The organism is Mesorhizobium sp. M0701 (assembly GCF_040320365.1).
Classification (GTDB): domain Bacteria; phylum Pseudomonadota; class Alphaproteobacteria; order Rhizobiales; family Rhizobiaceae; genus Mesorhizobium.
Window position 1 is genome coordinate 1 of the sequence record NZ_JAMYPO010000052.1, and the last position, 15,372, is coordinate 15,372.

At 64.4% G+C, this 15,372-nt stretch carries 16 protein-coding genes; 12 read left to right on the top strand and 4 right to left on the bottom strand.

All coding sequences use genetic code 11. The features are described 5' to 3' along the window. Nucleotides 1-459: 459 nt before the first annotated feature. The 5 genes from ku to NKI24_RS30985 all read left to right on the top strand — a co-directional run bounded on the left by ku (nt 460) and on the right by NKI24_RS30985 (nt 5,343). Nucleotides 460-1,371 carry a non-homologous end joining protein Ku gene (gene ku, locus NKI24_RS30965; protein ID WP_352750259.1) on the top strand — a complete coding sequence of 304 codons (912 nt, stop codon included), beginning with the start codon at nt 460-462 and terminating at the stop codon, nt 1,369-1,371. A 59-nt stretch (nt 1,372-1,430) separates the two neighbouring features. Further along, nucleotides 1,431-2,462, top strand: coding sequence for a tetratricopeptide repeat protein (locus NKI24_RS30970; protein WP_352750285.1), 1,032 nt, complete (start codon nt 1,431-1,433; stop codon nt 2,460-2,462). 232 nt (nt 2,463-2,694) lie between these two features. Further along, a complete protein-coding gene (locus tag NKI24_RS30975; RefSeq protein ID WP_352750260.1) occupies nt 2,695-3,825 on the top strand; it encodes an IS481 family transposase in 1,131 nt (376 codons plus the stop codon). Between the two features lie 93 nt (nt 3,826-3,918). Next, nucleotides 3,919-4,563: an alpha/beta hydrolase family protein gene (locus tag NKI24_RS30980; RefSeq protein ID WP_023675686.1), complete on the top strand. Its 645-nt coding sequence runs from the start codon at nt 3,919-3,921 to the stop codon at nt 4,561-4,563. A gap of 9 nt (nt 4,564-4,572) precedes the next feature. Continuing rightward, complete coding sequence (locus NKI24_RS30985) at nt 4,573-5,343, top strand: exodeoxyribonuclease III (protein ID WP_352453689.1); 771 nt, start codon at nt 4,573-4,575, stop codon at nt 5,341-5,343. Between the two features lie 39 nt (nt 5,344-5,382). On the opposite strand, the gene NKI24_RS30990 is transcribed toward NKI24_RS30985, so the two are convergent. Continuing rightward, nucleotides 5,383-5,847 (bottom strand): GFA family protein, encoded by a 465-nt coding sequence (locus tag NKI24_RS30990; RefSeq protein WP_352453690.1) that lies wholly within the window; start codon nt 5,845-5,847, stop codon nt 5,383-5,385. Nucleotides 5,848-6,039: 192 nt separating this feature from the next. On the opposite strand from NKI24_RS30990, the gene NKI24_RS30995 reads away from it, so the two are divergent. The 3 genes from NKI24_RS30995 to NKI24_RS31005 all read left to right on the top strand — a co-directional run bounded on the left by NKI24_RS30995 (nt 6,040) and on the right by NKI24_RS31005 (nt 9,010). After that, complete coding sequence (locus NKI24_RS30995; protein WP_352453691.1) at nt 6,040-6,219, top strand: hypothetical protein; 180 nt, start codon at nt 6,040-6,042, stop codon at nt 6,217-6,219. A gap of 446 nt (nt 6,220-6,665) precedes the next feature. Then, nucleotides 6,666-7,226: an isochorismatase family protein gene (locus tag NKI24_RS31000; RefSeq protein WP_352453692.1), complete on the top strand. Its 561-nt coding sequence runs from the start codon at nt 6,666-6,668 to the stop codon at nt 7,224-7,226. A gap of 161 nt (nt 7,227-7,387) precedes the next feature. Further along, the gene (locus NKI24_RS31005) at nt 7,388-9,010 is read left to right on the top strand and encodes an ABC-F family ATP-binding cassette domain-containing protein (RefSeq protein ID WP_352453693.1); all 1,623 of its coding nucleotides are present in this window, start codon (nt 7,388-7,390) and stop codon (nt 9,008-9,010) included. 62 nt (nt 9,011-9,072) lie between these two features. On the opposite strand, the gene NKI24_RS31010 is transcribed toward NKI24_RS31005, so the two are convergent. Continuing rightward, nucleotides 9,073-9,504 (bottom strand): SAM-dependent methyltransferase, encoded by a 432-nt coding sequence (locus tag NKI24_RS31010; RefSeq protein WP_352453694.1) that lies wholly within the window; start codon nt 9,502-9,504, stop codon nt 9,073-9,075. Between the two features lie 489 nt (nt 9,505-9,993). Here NKI24_RS31010 and NKI24_RS31015 point away from each other — a divergent pair, with 489 nt between their 5' ends. The 3 genes from NKI24_RS31015 (at nt 9,994) to NKI24_RS31025 (ending at nt 12,692) form a co-directional block, all read left to right on the top strand. Further along, complete coding sequence (locus NKI24_RS31015; protein WP_502901502.1) at nt 9,994-11,154, top strand: KamA family radical SAM protein; 1,161 nt, start codon at nt 9,994-9,996, stop codon at nt 11,152-11,154. 154 nt (nt 11,155-11,308) lie between these two features. After that, nucleotides 11,309-11,560, top strand: coding sequence for an exopolysaccharide production repressor protein (locus NKI24_RS31020; protein ID WP_023675695.1), 252 nt, complete (start codon nt 11,309-11,311; stop codon nt 11,558-11,560). A gap of 307 nt (nt 11,561-11,867) precedes the next feature. Beyond that, a complete protein-coding gene (locus NKI24_RS31025) occupies nt 11,868-12,692 on the top strand; it encodes a hypothetical protein (RefSeq protein WP_352750262.1) in 825 nt (274 codons plus the stop codon). Here NKI24_RS31025 and yghU read toward each other — a convergent pair. Next, the gene (gene yghU / locus NKI24_RS31030; protein WP_352750263.1) at nt 12,689-13,576 is read right to left on the bottom strand and encodes a glutathione-dependent disulfide-bond oxidoreductase; all 888 of its coding nucleotides are present in this window, start codon (nt 13,574-13,576) and stop codon (nt 12,689-12,691) included. The genes NKI24_RS31025 and yghU overlap by 4 nt on opposite strands. A gap of 248 nt (nt 13,577-13,824) precedes the next feature. On the opposite strand from yghU, the gene NKI24_RS31035 reads away from it, so the two are divergent. Continuing rightward, a complete protein-coding gene (locus tag NKI24_RS31035) occupies nt 13,825-14,730 on the top strand; it encodes a S1C family serine protease (protein WP_023675699.1) in 906 nt (301 codons plus the stop codon). A gap of 15 nt (nt 14,731-14,745) precedes the next feature. Here NKI24_RS31035 and NKI24_RS31040 read toward each other — a convergent pair whose 3' ends face one another. After that, the gene (locus NKI24_RS31040; RefSeq protein ID WP_352750264.1) at nt 14,746-15,357 is read right to left on the bottom strand and encodes a hypothetical protein; all 612 of its coding nucleotides are present in this window, start codon (nt 15,355-15,357) and stop codon (nt 14,746-14,748) included. Nucleotides 15,358-15,372 lie beyond the last annotated feature (15 nt).

Here is a 15,372-nt window from a genome sequence, read left to right on the forward strand (position 1 = left end):
GGACCAATCACCTTCTACAACGGCCTGGCCTACTTCCGTGCCTGTGCCGATGGATGGGCTCTGCGAGATGTGTATATGCCCTAGCGCGAAAGCGGGGAGAGGTGGCCGCGTAGCGGACGGAGAGGGGTCTTCGCCGGCGGAGGAAGAGATTCTCTTGTGGGCGAAGGGGCGCCATTCCCCCTCTCCGTCTCGGCTTCGCCGAGCCACCTCTCCCCCATTCCATGGGGGCGAGGAACCAAGTTCTGCGAGCGCGGCTCCAGACTCCATCGACGCTCCGGAAAATTTGAATTAATCTTCGCGCCGGGTCCCACCGCCGACCCCTCAGCCGAGATGGAAGATTTCGCTAGGGATTTGGCGGTATTGTAAGGGGCAATGTAGGATTTCGGCAGCCCCGTTCGTCCTCCGGACGAATGAACGCTGCGAACAGTTCGACAGCACAAGGCCGCGTAGGAGTATTTCATGGCGCCCAGGGCAAGTTGGAAAGGTTACCTCAAGCTCAGTCTGGTCAGCTGTCCGGTCCGGCTCTATCCGGCGACCAGCGCCAGCGAGCGCATCAGCTTCAACCAGCTGCACAAGAAGACGCACAACCGCATCAACATGAAGCCGGTCGACCCCGAACTCGGGCTGGTCGAGCGTTCGGACCTGGTCAAGGGCTACGAATACGAGGACAAGCAGTACATCATCATCGAGGACTCCGATCTCGATGCGGTACGCATCGAATCCAATCATACGATGAACATAGAGGCCTTTGTCGACGAGCATTCGGTCGACGTCATCTATCAGGACGCGCCCTATTACCTGGCGCCGGACGGCGCAATGGCCGAGGAGACCTTCGCCGTGCTGCGCGAAGCCATGCGCAAATCCGGCAAGCTGGCGATCGCCCGCCTGGTGCTGTCCAGCCGCGAGCGCGTGGTGACGATCGGCGCGCGCGAGAACGGCATGTTCGTCTGCACCTTGAGGAATCCGAACGAAGTGCGTGGCACGGCTGAGTATTTCGGCAATATCCCGGCCGGAAACCCCGATCCCGAAATGCTGCAATTGGCCGAGGCGCTGATCAAGCAGAAGGAAACCACCTTCGAACCGAAGAATTACGAGGACCGCTACGAGATCGCGCTGATGGCGATGATCCGCGAGAAGCTCAAGGGCCACAAGCCGATCATCGCGGCTGCCCCCGAGCGCGGCAATGTCATCAATTTGATGGATGCGCTGAAGGCGAGCCTGTCCCAATCGGCCAAGCCGCCGGCCAAGTCGAAGAGCAAGGCCGATGAGGCGACGAAACCGGCAGCCAAAGCAAAGTCCGCCAAGGGCGGCGCCAAGGAAAACCCGCTCAAGGCCAATCTGCTGCAGGCCGTCGGTAAGAGCAAAGGGTGACGGCGCCTACTGGCACGATCTTCGGCACTATCGGCGCGCTCGCGGCGTTTCCGCTTCGCATGGCGGCGCGCGAGATCGAGCGCCGGCAGGGCCAATTGCGGCGCGGAGTCACCAGACGGACCACCCATGTGGTATTCGGGCGGACGTTCCTCGCCAAGGCCGATGATGCCGAGATTGAGCGCCGCGTCGTCACCGAGCGCGCGGCCGGGCGCAAGCTGGTCAGCGAGAACGGCTTCCTGCGCCTGCTCGGCCTGATGAAGGCGCCGGAGGCTTCGGCGCTGTCGCGGCAGTCGCTGATCGACCAGTCGCGGCTGACCGGCGAGGATCTCGACCTTTTGTCGCTGTTCGATGCCTTCGAGCATGATTGCGAACCGTATTCCTTTCGCGACCTGATCCTCGCCCGCAAATATGCCGGCCTGGTCGCCGGTGGCGCCTCCTGGGGGGCGATTGCGCGCTCGGTGCACCGGTCGGGCCCGGTCGCCTCGCTCACCGCCAAGTCGCTCGCCGTCGGCTCACAGCATGGGCGGGCCGATGCGATCTATCTCGAGGGCGGCCAGAGCGAACTCGACGGCCAGCTGCTGTTCGATCTGGGAACGCAGGATGACGACACGCTGGAAGAGCTGTTCGCCGATGCCGAGGCGGCGGAAGGGGCTGAAGACCACGAGCAGGCGGCGGCGCTCTACCAGCGCTGCCTGGCCATCGACCCAAGCGATGCCATCGCCGCCTTCAACCGCGCCAACTGCCTGCGCGCCGCCGGCCACGCGGCCGAGGCGGCGCACGACTATGCCCGCGCGATAAAGCTCGATCCCGGCTTCGTCGAGGCCTGGTTCAATCTCGCCGGGCTGATGAGCGAAGAGGGGCGGGTGGCGTCGGCGCGCCGCCATTTGCTCAAGGCGATCGCATTGGACGCTGATTATGCCGATGCGGTATTCAACCTTGCCAGGCTGGAGTTCGACGCCGGCAATCTCGCCGAGGCGCGGCGTCGCTGGGTGCGCTATCTCGAGCTCGACGCCAATTCCGAATGGGCGCGCACGGCCGCGCGGGGCATCCAGTTTGTCGATTTGCAGCTGGCGCGGATGTCGGCAGGGTGAGGTAGTAGCGCCTCCTTCTCCCCTTGTGGGAGAAGGTGGATCGGCGCGCAGCGCCGAGACGGTTGAGGGGTGTTGGAAGAAATGAGGCGTCGGCGTTCCCTGGAACACCCCTCATCCGACCGAGCTTCGCTCGGCCACCTTCTCCCACAAGGGTGTTTGGACCGGAGACATCGCGAACAGATGTGCGAGGACATCGCGAACAGTTTTGCGCTTTTGCGCGAGGGGGTTCGGGATGCCATTCGAGGACAGAAGCGTGATGAAGCAGAAGCTGGAGTTTGTGAGGCTGGCGTCGGCGAAAGGAGCGAATGTAAGCGTGCTGTGCCAGCGCTTCGGTATCGGCCGGACCTGTGGCCACAAGCTGCTTTCGCGCTATCGGATCGAGGGGGAGGCTGGGCTGGTCGAACAGTCGCGGCGGCCACGATCGAGCCCGGCGCGCAGCGCGCCGGAGGTGGAAGCGGCGGCCCTTGCGGTGCGTATGGCGCATCCGGCTTGGGGTGGACGCAAGATCGCGCGTGTGCTTGCCCGCGAGGGTATCGGCACGCCGGCGGCCTCGACGGTAACCGGCATCCTGCGTCGCAACGGCATTGAGTTGGGAACGTCGGGCGGTGGAGCGCAGTCCTTCATCCGCTTCGAGCATGCCGCCCCCAACGATCTGTGGCAGATGGACTTCAAGGGTCACGTCGCCTTGCGTTGCGGCCGCCTGCATCCGCTCACCGTGCTTGATGACCATTCGCGCTTCTCGGTCGCGCTGTCGGCCTGCGCCGACCAGACCACCGCAACCGTAAAAGCCCGGCTGGTCGCCGCCTTCCGCCGCTATGGCTTGCCGTGGCGCATCGCCACCGATAATGGCCCGCCCTGGGGCGATGGCGGCCGCAACGACTTCACGCTGCTCACCGTCTGGCTGATCGAAACCGGCATCGCCGTCAGCCACTCCAGGCCTTGCCATCCCCAGACCCTCGGCAAGGACGAGCGCTTCCATCGCTCGCTCAAGGCCGAGGCGCTGCAGGGACCGCCCTTCGCCGATCTCGCCAAGGCCCAGGACGCATTCGACCAGTGGCGCCATGTCTACAACGCCCAGCGTCCCCACGATGCGCTGGACGGCGGCGTGCCGCTCGATCGCTACTGGGCATCGCTGCGCCCTTATCGCGAAACGGTCGAGCCGTTCGAATACGCCAAGGGCGATCTCATCCGCCGCGTACAGCAGCATGGCTTCGTCTCCATTCTTGGCCGCACCATGCGTTTGTGCAGGGCCTTCACAGGAAAATCCGTCGCCTTCAGGCCCACCGCCACAGACGGTGTCTTCGACGCCTGGTTCAGACATCAGAAAATAGAAACCATCGACCTCAATGTCCTGGCGCGATAGCATGCAAAACTGTTCGCGATGTCCTCGCACATCTGTTCGCGATGTCCCCAGTCCAAACAAAGGGGAGAAGGGGTCACCAGCGTTGGAGTCCCCATGACAACCTTCCTCTTCGACGGCCCCGACACCGCCGCCATCACCATCCTGCTCGCCCATGGCGCAGGCGCTCCTATGGACTCGCCCTCGATGACCGCCACCGCCAAGGCGCTGGCCGCAGCCGGCTTCCGCGTCGCGCGCTTTGAATTCCACTACATGGCGGCTCGCCGCTACGGCCACCGCAAGCCGCCGCCGCGCGCCGAGACGGTGAACCCGGAATACGTCAAGGCGATCGCCGACCTCCGGGCGAAGGGCGTGGAGGGTCCGCTGATCATCGGCGGCAAGTCGATGGGCGGACGCGTCGCTTCGATGATCGCCGACGAGATGTTTTCGAAGGGCGAGATCTCGGGCCTGCTTTGCCTTGGCTATCCCTTCCATCCGCCGGGCAAACCGACGCAGCTTCGGACAAAACACCTCGCCGGCCTCAAGACGCCGACTTTGATCGTCCAGGGCACGCGCGACGAGTTCGGCACGAGGGACGAGGTCGCGACCTACGATCTTTCCGACGCAATCGAAATCCTCTGGCTGGAGGACGGCGACCACGATCTGAAGCCGCGCAAGAGCATTTCCGGTTTCTCCGCCGCCGACCATTTGAAGACACTCGCCGATGCGGTGAAGGCGTGGACCGAACGCATCGTGCGCTGAAGCAGGCCGATGAAGATCGCCACCTTCAACGTCAACAACATCAACAGCCGGCTGCCGAACCTGCTCGCATGGCTGGCCACCGCCAAACCCGACATCGCCTGCCTGCAGGAGCTCAAGGCCAGACAGACGCAGTTTCCGCGCACTGCGCTGGCGGCCGCCGGCTACGGCGCAGTTTGGGTCGGGCAGCCGACCTGGAACGGCGTCGCCATCCTTTCGCGTGGCGCAGAACCCGTTCTGACCCGCGAGGCGCTGCCCGGCGACGACAGTGACCAGCAGGCGCGCTACATCGAGGCAGCGGTCAACGGCATCGTCGTCGCCTGCCTCTACGCGCCGAATGGCAATCCGCAGCCCGGCCCGAAATTCCAGTACAAGCTGGCCTGGCACGAAAGGCTGGAGGCGCATGCGGCAAAGTTACTCGACACCGGCCTGCCGGTGGTGCTGGCCGGCGACTACAACATCGTGCCCGAGCCGCGCGACATCTACCCGACCCGCTCCTATGACGACAACGCGCTGGTCCAGCCGGAAAGCCGCGCATCGTTCCAGCGGCTGCTCGACCAGGGCTGGCTTGACGCGCTGCGCAAGAAGCACCCGACGGAGACGCTCTACACATTCTGGGATTACCGCCGCAATCGCTGGCCGCGCGATGCCGGCCTGCGCCTCGATCATATCTTGCTCAGCAAGAAGCTGTCGCGCCGGCTGGTAGCGGCGGGCATCGACCGCGACGTGCGCGGCGAGACCGGCGCCAGCGATCACGCGCCGGTCTGGGTGGAGTTGAAGTGAGGCACGGAGGCTGGCGCCGCCTTTCCGGGCGGCAACGAGTCAGGTTGGCCGCGCCGCTTCGCGGGCGAACGCCTCGATCAAAGGGGCGTATCCCTCAAGGTCGGGCTGCGTTGCGAAACTGTGGGTAGCGGCGGTCGAAGCCCAGGGCAGCTTTTCCGACGTGAAGACTTCGACGAAAGGCACGTACCATTGGTGCTCGTCCAGCATGGTGGCGCGAACGTTGACGAAAAAGTCCAGTCCATGCGGACGCGTGAACATCCAGCTCTTGCAGTGCGGGCAATAGAGCTGCCGGTGCGGGCCGTGCATGCCGCCGACCACCGGCTCGCCCTGGGTGACGACGAAACCGTCGCTCGGCACGGCGATGGTCAAGGAATACGCGCTGGCGCTCAGCTTCTGGCAGCCGGTGCAGTGACACGCCGTCGTCAGCAAGGGCGGGGCGCTGATGCGAAAGCGTATCCCGCCGCACAGACAACCGCCGTCCCAAGGTAGCTTCCAATCGTCCATTGCTGGCCTCGAGCGAGATCCTCGGCGAGCGATCTAGCGCACGACCGGCCTCCCGGCAACGCCGCGATGCCTGCGGCAGCTGCCTACGGGCTGGGGTAGACTTCGAGCCATCACCGACAAGCCAGGCGCCGAGCGCCATCATTGCAGAGCGGACAGAGGAACAGGTTTGGTGACAGGCTGCTTGCAGCCCTCATGATCGTGATCGGCACGGCTTGCTTCATCGAGGCGTATCTGGCGCTGGGCGAGGCGTGCTCGCGAGGTGCCGGACGGCCTCAGTTTCACCGCCTGCAGACCGGCAACCAGCTCGCCATGTTCGACAGCCAGTCCGGCCCGATCTATGCGGTTGCCTCGCCGCCGCCGGCGCGGTGCTGACCGGCGGCTATGACCGCAGCATCAGGGACTGGCCGGCTGGCGGCGGCGATAGGATGGTGCTTTTCGCCGGCGCGCCGGATTGATTGCGGGATATCCAATTTCGTCGCCGGGGCTTGGACACCCCGACTGTTGCGCTGGGCAACCGCATTTGGATTCTTGCGAAGATGGACCCCCACCCTAACCCGCCCCACAAGGGGGAGGGAATGCTGCCGCGCGCCTTTAACTTCCCCTTTGGCGCCGAAAGGCAGGCAATTTGCCGAGGTCAGTGCCAACGGAAGTCTCCCTCCCCCTTGTGGGGAGGGGTTGGGGTGGGGGTACATCGTAGAGCGAAAGCCTCGGCTTTTCCACCTGCCATAGCCCTGCCCTCAAGGGGGAGATCGGCAGCTCCAGCGTCGGCTTCGGCGCGTATACTTGACCCGCCTACCACCAACGCTATGTTCGCGGCCATGTCAGGGACCAGCCCCGCGGCCGCTGCGCCGCTCATCGTGATCGACCTTCAGACCGGCATGTTCGACGGTGTCGCCGAACCGCCGATCCACGATGCCGACGGCATGGTCGCCCGCAGCCGCGCGCTGATCGAGTGGGCGCGGCGCAGCGGGCGCAAAGTCGCCTTCGTCCGGCATGACGGGCCGCAGGGCGATCCTCTGGCGCCGGGTGAGCCGGGCTGGCCGGTGTGGCCGGCGCTCGGCCAGGCCGAGGACGAGCCGACTTTCGCCAAGCGTGTCGGCGATGCGTTCAGCAATGCCGCCCTTGCAGAATGGGTGGCCGGGCAGGGCGCCGGCGAGGTCGTTCTGATCGGCGCGCAGACCGATTTCTGCGTGGCGGCCACGGTGAAGGGCGCCTTTGCAGCGGGCCTGGGCGTCACCGTGGTTTCCGACGCCCACAGCACGCTCGACGCGGCCAGCGAGACCAGCGAGACCGCCGCGGAGATCATCGCCCGGCACAATGCGGCATTTGCCGCCGCCGGGGTCAAGCTGGCGACGACAAAAGCCCTGACCGATAGCTGATCCGCCGGCTCATCCCTACGCCGTCAAAGCCTGATCCAGCCGGGAAGCAACTGGCGGGTTCAGACAATTTGGCGCGGGGCGCCTCACCACTGCGGGCTTCCGCCGGCGCGGCCTATCGCGTATTGGCGCGGGAACGCTCCTTTGGCCTTTCCTGGAAAACCATGATTCGTCTCGAAAGCATCAGCAAGCAGAACGGCCGTCAGATCGTCTTCATCGAAGCCTCCGCCGCCTTGCAGAGGGGCGAGAAGGTCGGGCTGGTCGGCCCCAACGGCGCCGGCAAGACGACGCTGTTTCGCATGATCAACGGCGAGGAGCAGCCCGACGAGGGCCAGGTCTCCGTCGATCGCGGCGTCACCATCGGCTATTTCAGTCAAGATGTCGGCGACATGGAAGGCCGCAGCGCCGTTGCCGAAGTGATGGACGGCGCCGGACCGGTCAGCGAAGTGGCGGCCGAGATGCGCGAGCTCGAGCACGCCATGGGCGACCCTGACCAGGCCGACCAGATGGACGAGATCATCGCCCGCTACGGCGAGGCGCAGCACCGCTTCGAGGAGCTCGACGGCTACGCGCTGGATGGCCGGGCGCGCGAGGTGCTGGACGGCCTTGGCTTCAGCCAGGAGATGATGGACGGCGACGTCGGCAAACTGTCCGGCGGCTGGAAAATGCGCGTGGCACTGGCCAGGATCCTTTTGATGCGGCCCGACGCCATGCTGCTCGACGAACCGAGCAACCATCTCGACCTCGAAAGCCTGATCTGGCTGGAGCAGTTCCTGAAGAACTATGACGGCGCGCTGCTGATGACTTCGCATGACCGCGAGTTCATGAACCGCATCGTCAACAAGGTGGTCGAGATCGACGGCGGTTCGCTGACCGCCTACTCCGGCAACTACGAATTCTACCAGCAGCAGCGGGCGATTGCCGACCGGCAGCAGCAGGCGCAGTTCGAGCGCCAGCAGGCGATGCTGGCCAAGGAGATCGCCTTCATCGAGCGCTTCAAGGCGCGGGCTTCACATGCCGCCCAGGTACAGAGCCGGGTGAAGAAGCTGGACAAGATCGACCGGGTCGAGCCGCCCAAGCGCCGCCAGAAGGTATCGTTCGACTTCCAGCCGGCGCCGCGCTGCGGCGAGGACGTGGTGACGCTGAAGAACGTGCACAAGGGCTATGGCAGCCGCTCGATCTACGAGGGATTGGATTTTCAGGTGCGCCGCCGCGAGCGCTGGTGCATCATGGGCGTCAACGGCGCAGGCAAGTCGACGCTGCTGAAGCTGGTCGCTGGCGCTTCCGAGCCGGACAATGGCACGGTGGCGCGCGGGCCCAGCGTCAAGATGGGCTATTTCGCCCAGCACGCCATGGAAGTGCTGGAGGGCGAGCGCACCGTGTTCCAGACGCTGGAAAACGCATTTCCGCAGGCCGGCCAGGCGCCGCTCAGGGCGCTGGCCGGCTGCTTCGGCTTTTCCGGCGACGAGATCGACAAGAAATGCCGCGTGCTGTCGGGCGGCGAGAAGGCGCGGCTGGTGATGGCGCTGATGCTGTTCGATCCGCCCAATTTGCTGGTGCTGGACGAGCCGACCAACCACCTCGACATCGCCACCAAGGAGATGCTGATCACGGCACTGTCGCAGTACGAGGGAACCATGCTGTTCGTCTCGCACGACCGCCATTTCCTGGCGGCGCTGTCGAACCGGGTGCTGGAACTGACGCCCGAGGGCATCCACACCTATGGCGGCGGCTATACCGAATATGTCGAGCGCACCGGGCAGGAGGCGCCGGGGTTGCGGAGCTGAGGCCGGCTCTGCCGCTTACGGTCACGTAGACGCTCGATGCCGGAGGCCAAGCACGAAGGTGCTCAGCCATGTATCGCAATTTCGCGCAGCGGATCGCCGCCGTCGATGAACAGCCGGCCTTGCGCGGTCAACGCCGCCTTGAGCCGTCGCAGGGCAATTTTTCCTGCTTCGGGATGACGCCCGTCCAGCGCGCCGACGCGCACCGCAACGGCAATGTCGAAGTGCTTCTCATCGGCTTCCAACTCGAAATCCTCGATGGCGACCTGGCGAAGGCTCAGCCGGCCTGCCGCAATCTCGGCGCGCGAGGCGGCCCCGGCCTGCGCGATGGCCTTGGCCGAGCGGTCGATCGCCAGCACGTGGCCACCGCCGATCCGGCGCGCGATCTCGCGCGCTGCAGCACCCGGTCCGCAGCCGATCTCCAGCACTCGCATGCCCTGCCGCAAGGGCAGCGCATTGACGATCTCCAAAAGCCTTGGCGACAAGTCGTTCGCCATACGCTGTTCTCCAGCTTTTTCGCAATCCGAGATTAGCGACCGCGGCCGGCGACGGGAAGGCCGACAGACGCGGGCATCGCCGATGTGTTCAGCTGGCATGTTCAGCTGGGTGCTGCTTGAGCAGGGGGCATGATCGACATCGAGGAGGTCGATCCGGTCTCGACCGCGGGCGACCGGGCGAGCCCGAGCGGCCCGGCGTCGTTGACCTGAGGGGTAGGGAGGGAACTGGCGCCGAGCCTAACCGGTTGGGGGGTAGATCACCGGCCGTTTATGTGTATACGCTCAAGCTAATATAAGAGCAAGCTAATGTTTTGCGTCAGCGATGTTGGACGATTGTTCTGATCAGTGGCCGGTTGTGGCTTCCTGCCGCGCCCTCCAACCGGGCCAAACACCACTTATTGCCTTCAAGTCCTGGCTCCAATGCTGTACCCCGGCCCGAAATTCAAGGAGCCTGCGATGACCTCACATCCCGACATCCCCGACGCCAGCATGGCGGTCGATGCGGCAGGCGTGGCAGCCGATGACCGGCGCGCTCGCGAGGCGGATGCCGCATGGCGGGACGATGTTCGCGAGGGCGTGCGGCATGTAGGCGATCTGGATTCGCTGCCGCTGTCGCCAGCCGAGCGGGCGGCGGCCGAAGCCGCGGCCACGCGCCACAAGGTTCGCATTCCCAAGGCCTATCTCGACCTGATCGACTGGAACGACCCCGCCGATCCGATACGGCTTCAGGTCATCCCGTCGCCCGACGAACTGGCAGAGCAGGAGGGCGAACTCGACGATCCGATCGCCGACCACGCCTTCAGTCCCGTGCCTAGATTGACGCATCGACATGCCGACCGGGTTCTGTTGTTCCCGACCTATCAATGCGCGGTCTATTGCCGGTTCTGCTTTCGCAAGGAGCAGCTGACTTCGATCGGCCGGGGTTTTTCGCGCGAGGCGCTGGAGCCGGCCTTCGCCTATATCGCGGCCCATCCGGAAATCCGCGAGGTGATCCTGACCGGCGGCGACCCGCTATCGCTGCCGGACAGGGCGCTGGCGGAAATCCGCGCCCGTGTCGAGGCGATCCAGCATGTGCGGCTGTTGCGCATCCACACTCGCGTACCCGTCGCGCTGCCGTCGCGCGTCACCGGCGGGTTGATTCAAGCCTTGCAGGGCCGGCTGATGGTCACTGTCGTCACCCATTTCAACCATCCACGCGAAATCACGGAGGCGACCGAGCGGGCCTGCCGCACGTTGCGGCAGGGCGGCTTCGTGCTGCTGAACCAGAGCGTTCTGCTGAAAGGCGTGAACGATACGGTCGAGGTGCTGGAAGAGCTGTGCCGCGAGCTGATGTATCGCCTTGGCGTCAAACCCTATTACCTGCACCACGGCGATCTCGTGCGCGGCATGGCGCACCGGCGCACCACGATCGCCGAGGGCCAGGCGCTGGTCAGCGCCTTGCGTGCGCGCCTGTCGGGCATCTGCAATCCCGTCTACGTGCTGGACCTGCCGGACGGCGGAGGGAAAGTGCCGCTCGGCCCGTCCCATCTTGAGGCACGGGAAGGGGAGACGTGGCGAATACGTGGGCTTGATGGGGCGGTGAGGGGGTATGGAGAGCTGGTTGGGGAGGAGGGACGCGCAGCCGCCGTCCAAGCCAGCCCACCTTGGTGACCTGACATGCAGCGCTTGATCACGGAAGCATGCGTTAACTGCTGTTCTATTTGGTGCTTGCGCAATTGCTGAAATAGTGAAAACGTGGTCCGGGGTAATGGGTTAGGGGAGTTCGTCCCGGCTGTAGCGAGTTTCGGGGCGGCGCAGAAAAGTCATGAACTTTCCACAGTTCCTGGTGGGGCTGACCACCACATCGTCCATCGTGGCGATCTCGACTTACCTTGCGACGGGTTCAATCTGGAAGACGCTGGCCTGGACGATCTTGACCTTGATCGTCATGCAGGTTGGATATTTCCTGTTCGTCGTCCGGTTGATCTACGGATCCGGGGCGAAAAGCGCGGAGGCAAAGCCGCGGCGTCTGAGGGCTGTGCCGCCGAACCGTCGAGGTCGCGTTCAGCTTATGTAGTAATGTCCCATATAGATATCATGGTCTAGACAGGACATGTTCGGTTCTGGGAATGTGCATTGGACGTTCCGCTAGTTTAGTCAACTAATATATATCGCCCAACTCATATCGTCGTTTTTGGGCTAGCGGGAAAACCTGCCTGCTGTTTGTACGACGGTGCCTAAGGCCACATTTTACAACCGGCTGGCAAGCTCCCTTTTGTTGATGCCAGCTTAATCCGGCTGGTGTTTTCGATGGGCCGTTGAGGCTATAAAGCCGTTCAACCGGGCGGCATCGAGATGCATTTCGGCCGGTCGAGAGGGTTGTGGTGATCGACGGAACGCCGAACGTGATCTTGCTGATCGGTAGCGCCCCCGCTGTCGTGCGCTGCGCCGCCTGGCCCAAGCAGGCCTTCGGCAAGATCGTCGCCATCAACAACGCCTGGCGCGTGCGCCCCGACAGGGATTTCCTCGTCCATGCCGGCGATTTCCCGGCGGAGCGGATGCCGCAAGGCGGTCCCCTGCAGCAGGCGCAGATCTTCAGCGCCTCGCATTACGTGCCGGCGCAAAACAGCTTTGGCGGCTTCGTCTATGCCGGCGGCACCATGTCGATGACGGCGGCCTACTGGACGATCCACAGTCAGAAGCCGGACGTGCTGGCATTCCTTGGCTGCGACATGATCTACGACCAGCCCGGCAATACGCATTTTTACGGCGTCGGCCGCGCCGATCCGCTGCGCAACGACGTCACCCTGCGCAACCTCGAGGCGAAGTCGGCCCGCCTGCTCATCCATGCGCTTCGGCGCGGCTGCCTGTGCGTCAACCTATCCGACCTGCCGCGCAGCCGGCTGGTCTTCCCGCGGCTGACGCTCGATGAATTCGGCGCGCTTTCTTCCTCGCAGCTTTCGGAAATGAAGGCCGAGATGCTTGCCGGCCTGCGGCTCGATCAGGCGGAGGAGGCCGACAGGATCGAGAAGGAACTCGGCTATTTCTTCGAGGACGGCATGTACTGGAAGCACCTCGACAAACTCGACGAGAAATTCCTGGCCAACATCGACCGGCTGTGGATGGCGGCGGTGAAGGCGAGCTTGAGCAGTCGGCCGAAGCTGCCGATCTCCCCTACAAGGCGGGAGATCGGCGCGTCGTCCGCTTAGCTTTTGGCCGCCGCGAGCTTGTCTTGCGTCTTGGTCTCGAAATCGCTGGGGTCATGGCGCTCGTGCAGCTGCATCGAAGGCTCGCCGAAGGTGCGGTTGACCATGCGGCCGCGCTTGACCGCCGGCCGCGCGTCGATGGCGTCGGCCCAGCGCTGCACGTTCTTGTACTGCTCCACCTGCAGGAACTCGCCGGAATCGTCATACATACGGCCCTTGGCCAGCCCGCCATACCAGGGCCACACCGCAATGTCGGCAATCGTATAGTCGCTGCCGCCTAAATACTCGCTTTCGGCGAGGCGTCGGTCGAGCACGTCCATCTGCCGCTTGGTTTCCATGGCGAAGCGGTCGATGGCATATTCGATCTTCGTCGGCGCATAGGCGTAGAAATGGCCGAAGCCGCCACCGAGATAGGGCGCCGAGCCCATCTGCCAGAACAGCCATGACAGGGTCTCGGCGCGAGCCGGCCGCTCCGTCGGCAGGAATTCGCCGAATTTTTCGGCGAGGTAGAGCAGGATCGAGCCGGATTCGAAGATGCGGACCGGCTTTTTCCCACTGCGATCCATCATGGCCGGGATCTTCGAGTTGGGGTTGACCTCGACGAAGCCGCTGCCGAACTGGTCGCCGTCGTTGATCCTGATAAGCCAGGCGTCGTATTCGGCGCCGCTGTGGCCGAGCGCCAGAAGTTCCTCCAGCATGATCGTCACCTTGACGCCGTTCGGTGTCGCCAGCGAATAAAGCTGCAGCGGATGCTTGCCGACCGGCAGTTTCTTGTCATGCGTCGGGCCGGCGATCGGCCGGTTGATGCTGGCGAAAGCGCCGCCATTTGCCTTGTTCCAGGTCCAGACTTTTGGCGGCGTGTATTGGTCCGTTGCGTAGTCGTTCATTTGGGAGGCCTTTGGAAGGGTTGGTTGGGAGGATATCCGATATCAACGTGGGTAATGGCGGAGGAACTTTGCATAGGGCAGCTTGGGATAGCCGTAGGTACAGATAGGGCTGCCGGCGCTGTTGCAAAACCCCGGCGCGAACGGCGCGGCGCCGGTCCACGCCAAAGCCGGCGCCGCCTCTTGCGCCTGATCACCTGCGCCATACCTATAGCCCATATCAGCCTGCGAACATTGCCAGGAACCAAAGCATGAATATCGAACCCCTTTTGCGATCCATCGTGGCCGTCCGCGCCACCGTGCCAGAGGACGCCTTCACGGCAAATACACTTGGCACCCGCCGCGAGGGCAGTGGCGTGGTCATTCGCGGCGACGGGCTGGTACTCACCATCGGCTATCTCATCACTGAGGCCGAGGAGGTCTGGCTGGCCGACCAGGACGGGCGCGTGGTTCCCGCCCATGCGCTCGCCTACGACCAGGAGTCGGGCTTCGGCCTGGTGCAGGCGCTGGCGCCGCTCGGGCTGCCCGCCATTGCGCTCGGCGATGCCTCCAGGGCCAAGATCGGCGATCCCGTCGTGCTCGCCGACGGCGTCGGCCGCTCCGTGCGGGCGCGGATCGTCACCAAGCAGGAATTCGCCGGCTATTGGGAATATCTGCTCGACGAGGCGATCTTCACGGCGCCGGCTCACCCCTCATGGGGCGGCGCCGGCCTCATCGGCGCGGATGGCAGGCTGCTCGGCATCGGTTCGCTGCGCCTGCAGATGAGCCGCAACGGCGAGGTCGCCGACATCAACATGGTGGTGCCGATCGATCTTCTGCCGCCTATCCTCGACGATCTGCTGACGCGCGGGCAGGTCGCCAGGCCGCCGCGGCCGTGGCTCGGCGCCTTCTCGGCCGAGAGCGACGGCAAGGTCGTGGTGATGAGCGTCGCCGAGGGCGGTCCAGCCGCCCAGGCGGGCCTTCGCCAAGGCGATGTCATCTCGGATGTTCGCGACACGGCGGTCGATGGGCTTGCCGATTTTTATCGCAAGCTTTGGAAGAGCGGCCCGGCGGGTGCCGAGATCCCGCTCCGGGTGCTGCGCGATGGCCGCGAAACCTGGCTGCGCGTCAAGTCCGCCGATCGCAACAGCCTGCTGTGGAAGCCGCCGCTGCAGTGAGGCAACCGAAACCTCTCACTCTCCGCAAGCGCTGAAGCCAGTGCCCGGGGTCCATTCCGCGAACGGGATGACCTTGCCTTCGACCGATACGGTCGCTTGCCTGGTGGTGCCGTCCGCCAGCATCTTGCTGCTTTTGCCCTTGCCGGTCAGCACATTATAGTCGCAGTCGCCGGCAACATTGTCGTCCATGTAGTCCCAATACTCGTAGGCGAAACCGGCGACGACGAACGTGCCGTTGCGCCAGGCGAGCGTCAGCGTCTTGTTGGTCCGCTCGCTGCCGATCTCCATCGCCGGAATATAGAGCTTGATCGAACCGTTGGGGAGCGTAGTGAGTTCGGGCCCGGTGTCGGATGTGGCGGGGCCCGGCCGGTCGTAATCCTTCCATTCCCCGTCAATCTGATCATGCACGATCCCGGCAGGTTTTAGAAAATCGCCATCGCGATCTTTGAGGAAAAAATACAGGTCCATGGGATGGCCGGGCTCGGTCTCGACGATCATCGCCAGATCGGCGGCGCCGTCGCCGTTCCAGTCGCCGGTCGCCGCCGTGATGATCTTCTGCGTCTCGATCGGTTCTGCCGGTGCGGCGGCCGGCAGCAGCAGGACCAGACCGAATATTGTCGATCGCATGTAAAATCCTCTTAG

Coding starts and splice junctions, on each gene's coding strand:
- NKI24_RS31005 (WP_352453693.1), top strand. CDS start 7,388: ATGATTCGTCTCGAAAGCATCAGCAAGCAGAACGGCCGTCAGATCGTC.
- NKI24_RS31010 (WP_352453694.1), bottom strand. CDS start 9,504: ATGGCGAACGACTTGTCGCCAAGGCTTTTGGAGATCGTCAATGCGCTG.
- NKI24_RS31015 (WP_502901502.1), top strand. CDS start 9,994: ATGGCGGTCGATGCGGCAGGCGTGGCAGCCGATGACCGGCGCGCTCGC.
- NKI24_RS30975 (WP_352750260.1), top strand. CDS start 2,695: ATGCCATTCGAGGACAGAAGCGTGATGAAGCAGAAGCTGGAGTTTGTG.
- yghU (WP_352750263.1), bottom strand. CDS start 13,576: ATGAACGACTACGCAACGGACCAATACACGCCGCCAAAAGTCTGGACC.
- ku (WP_352750259.1), top strand. CDS start 460: ATGGCGCCCAGGGCAAGTTGGAAAGGTTACCTCAAGCTCAGTCTGGTC.
- NKI24_RS30980 (WP_023675686.1), top strand. CDS start 3,919: ATGACAACCTTCCTCTTCGACGGCCCCGACACCGCCGCCATCACCATC.
- NKI24_RS30990 (WP_352453690.1), bottom strand. CDS start 5,847: ATGGACGATTGGAAGCTACCTTGGGACGGCGGTTGTCTGTGCGGCGGG.
- NKI24_RS30995 (WP_352453691.1), top strand. CDS start 6,040: ATGATCGTGATCGGCACGGCTTGCTTCATCGAGGCGTATCTGGCGCTG.
- NKI24_RS30985 (WP_352453689.1), top strand. CDS start 4,573: ATGAAGATCGCCACCTTCAACGTCAACAACATCAACAGCCGGCTGCCG.
- NKI24_RS31035 (WP_023675699.1), top strand. CDS start 13,825: ATGAATATCGAACCCCTTTTGCGATCCATCGTGGCCGTCCGCGCCACC.
- NKI24_RS31020 (WP_023675695.1), top strand. CDS start 11,309: ATGAACTTTCCACAGTTCCTGGTGGGGCTGACCACCACATCGTCCATC.
- NKI24_RS31040 (WP_352750264.1), bottom strand. CDS start 15,357: ATGCGATCGACAATATTCGGTCTGGTCCTGCTGCTGCCGGCCGCCGCA.
- NKI24_RS30970 (WP_352750285.1), top strand. CDS start 1,431: ATGGCGGCGCGCGAGATCGAGCGCCGGCAGGGCCAATTGCGGCGCGGA.
- NKI24_RS31000 (WP_352453692.1), top strand. CDS start 6,666: ATGTCAGGGACCAGCCCCGCGGCCGCTGCGCCGCTCATCGTGATCGAC.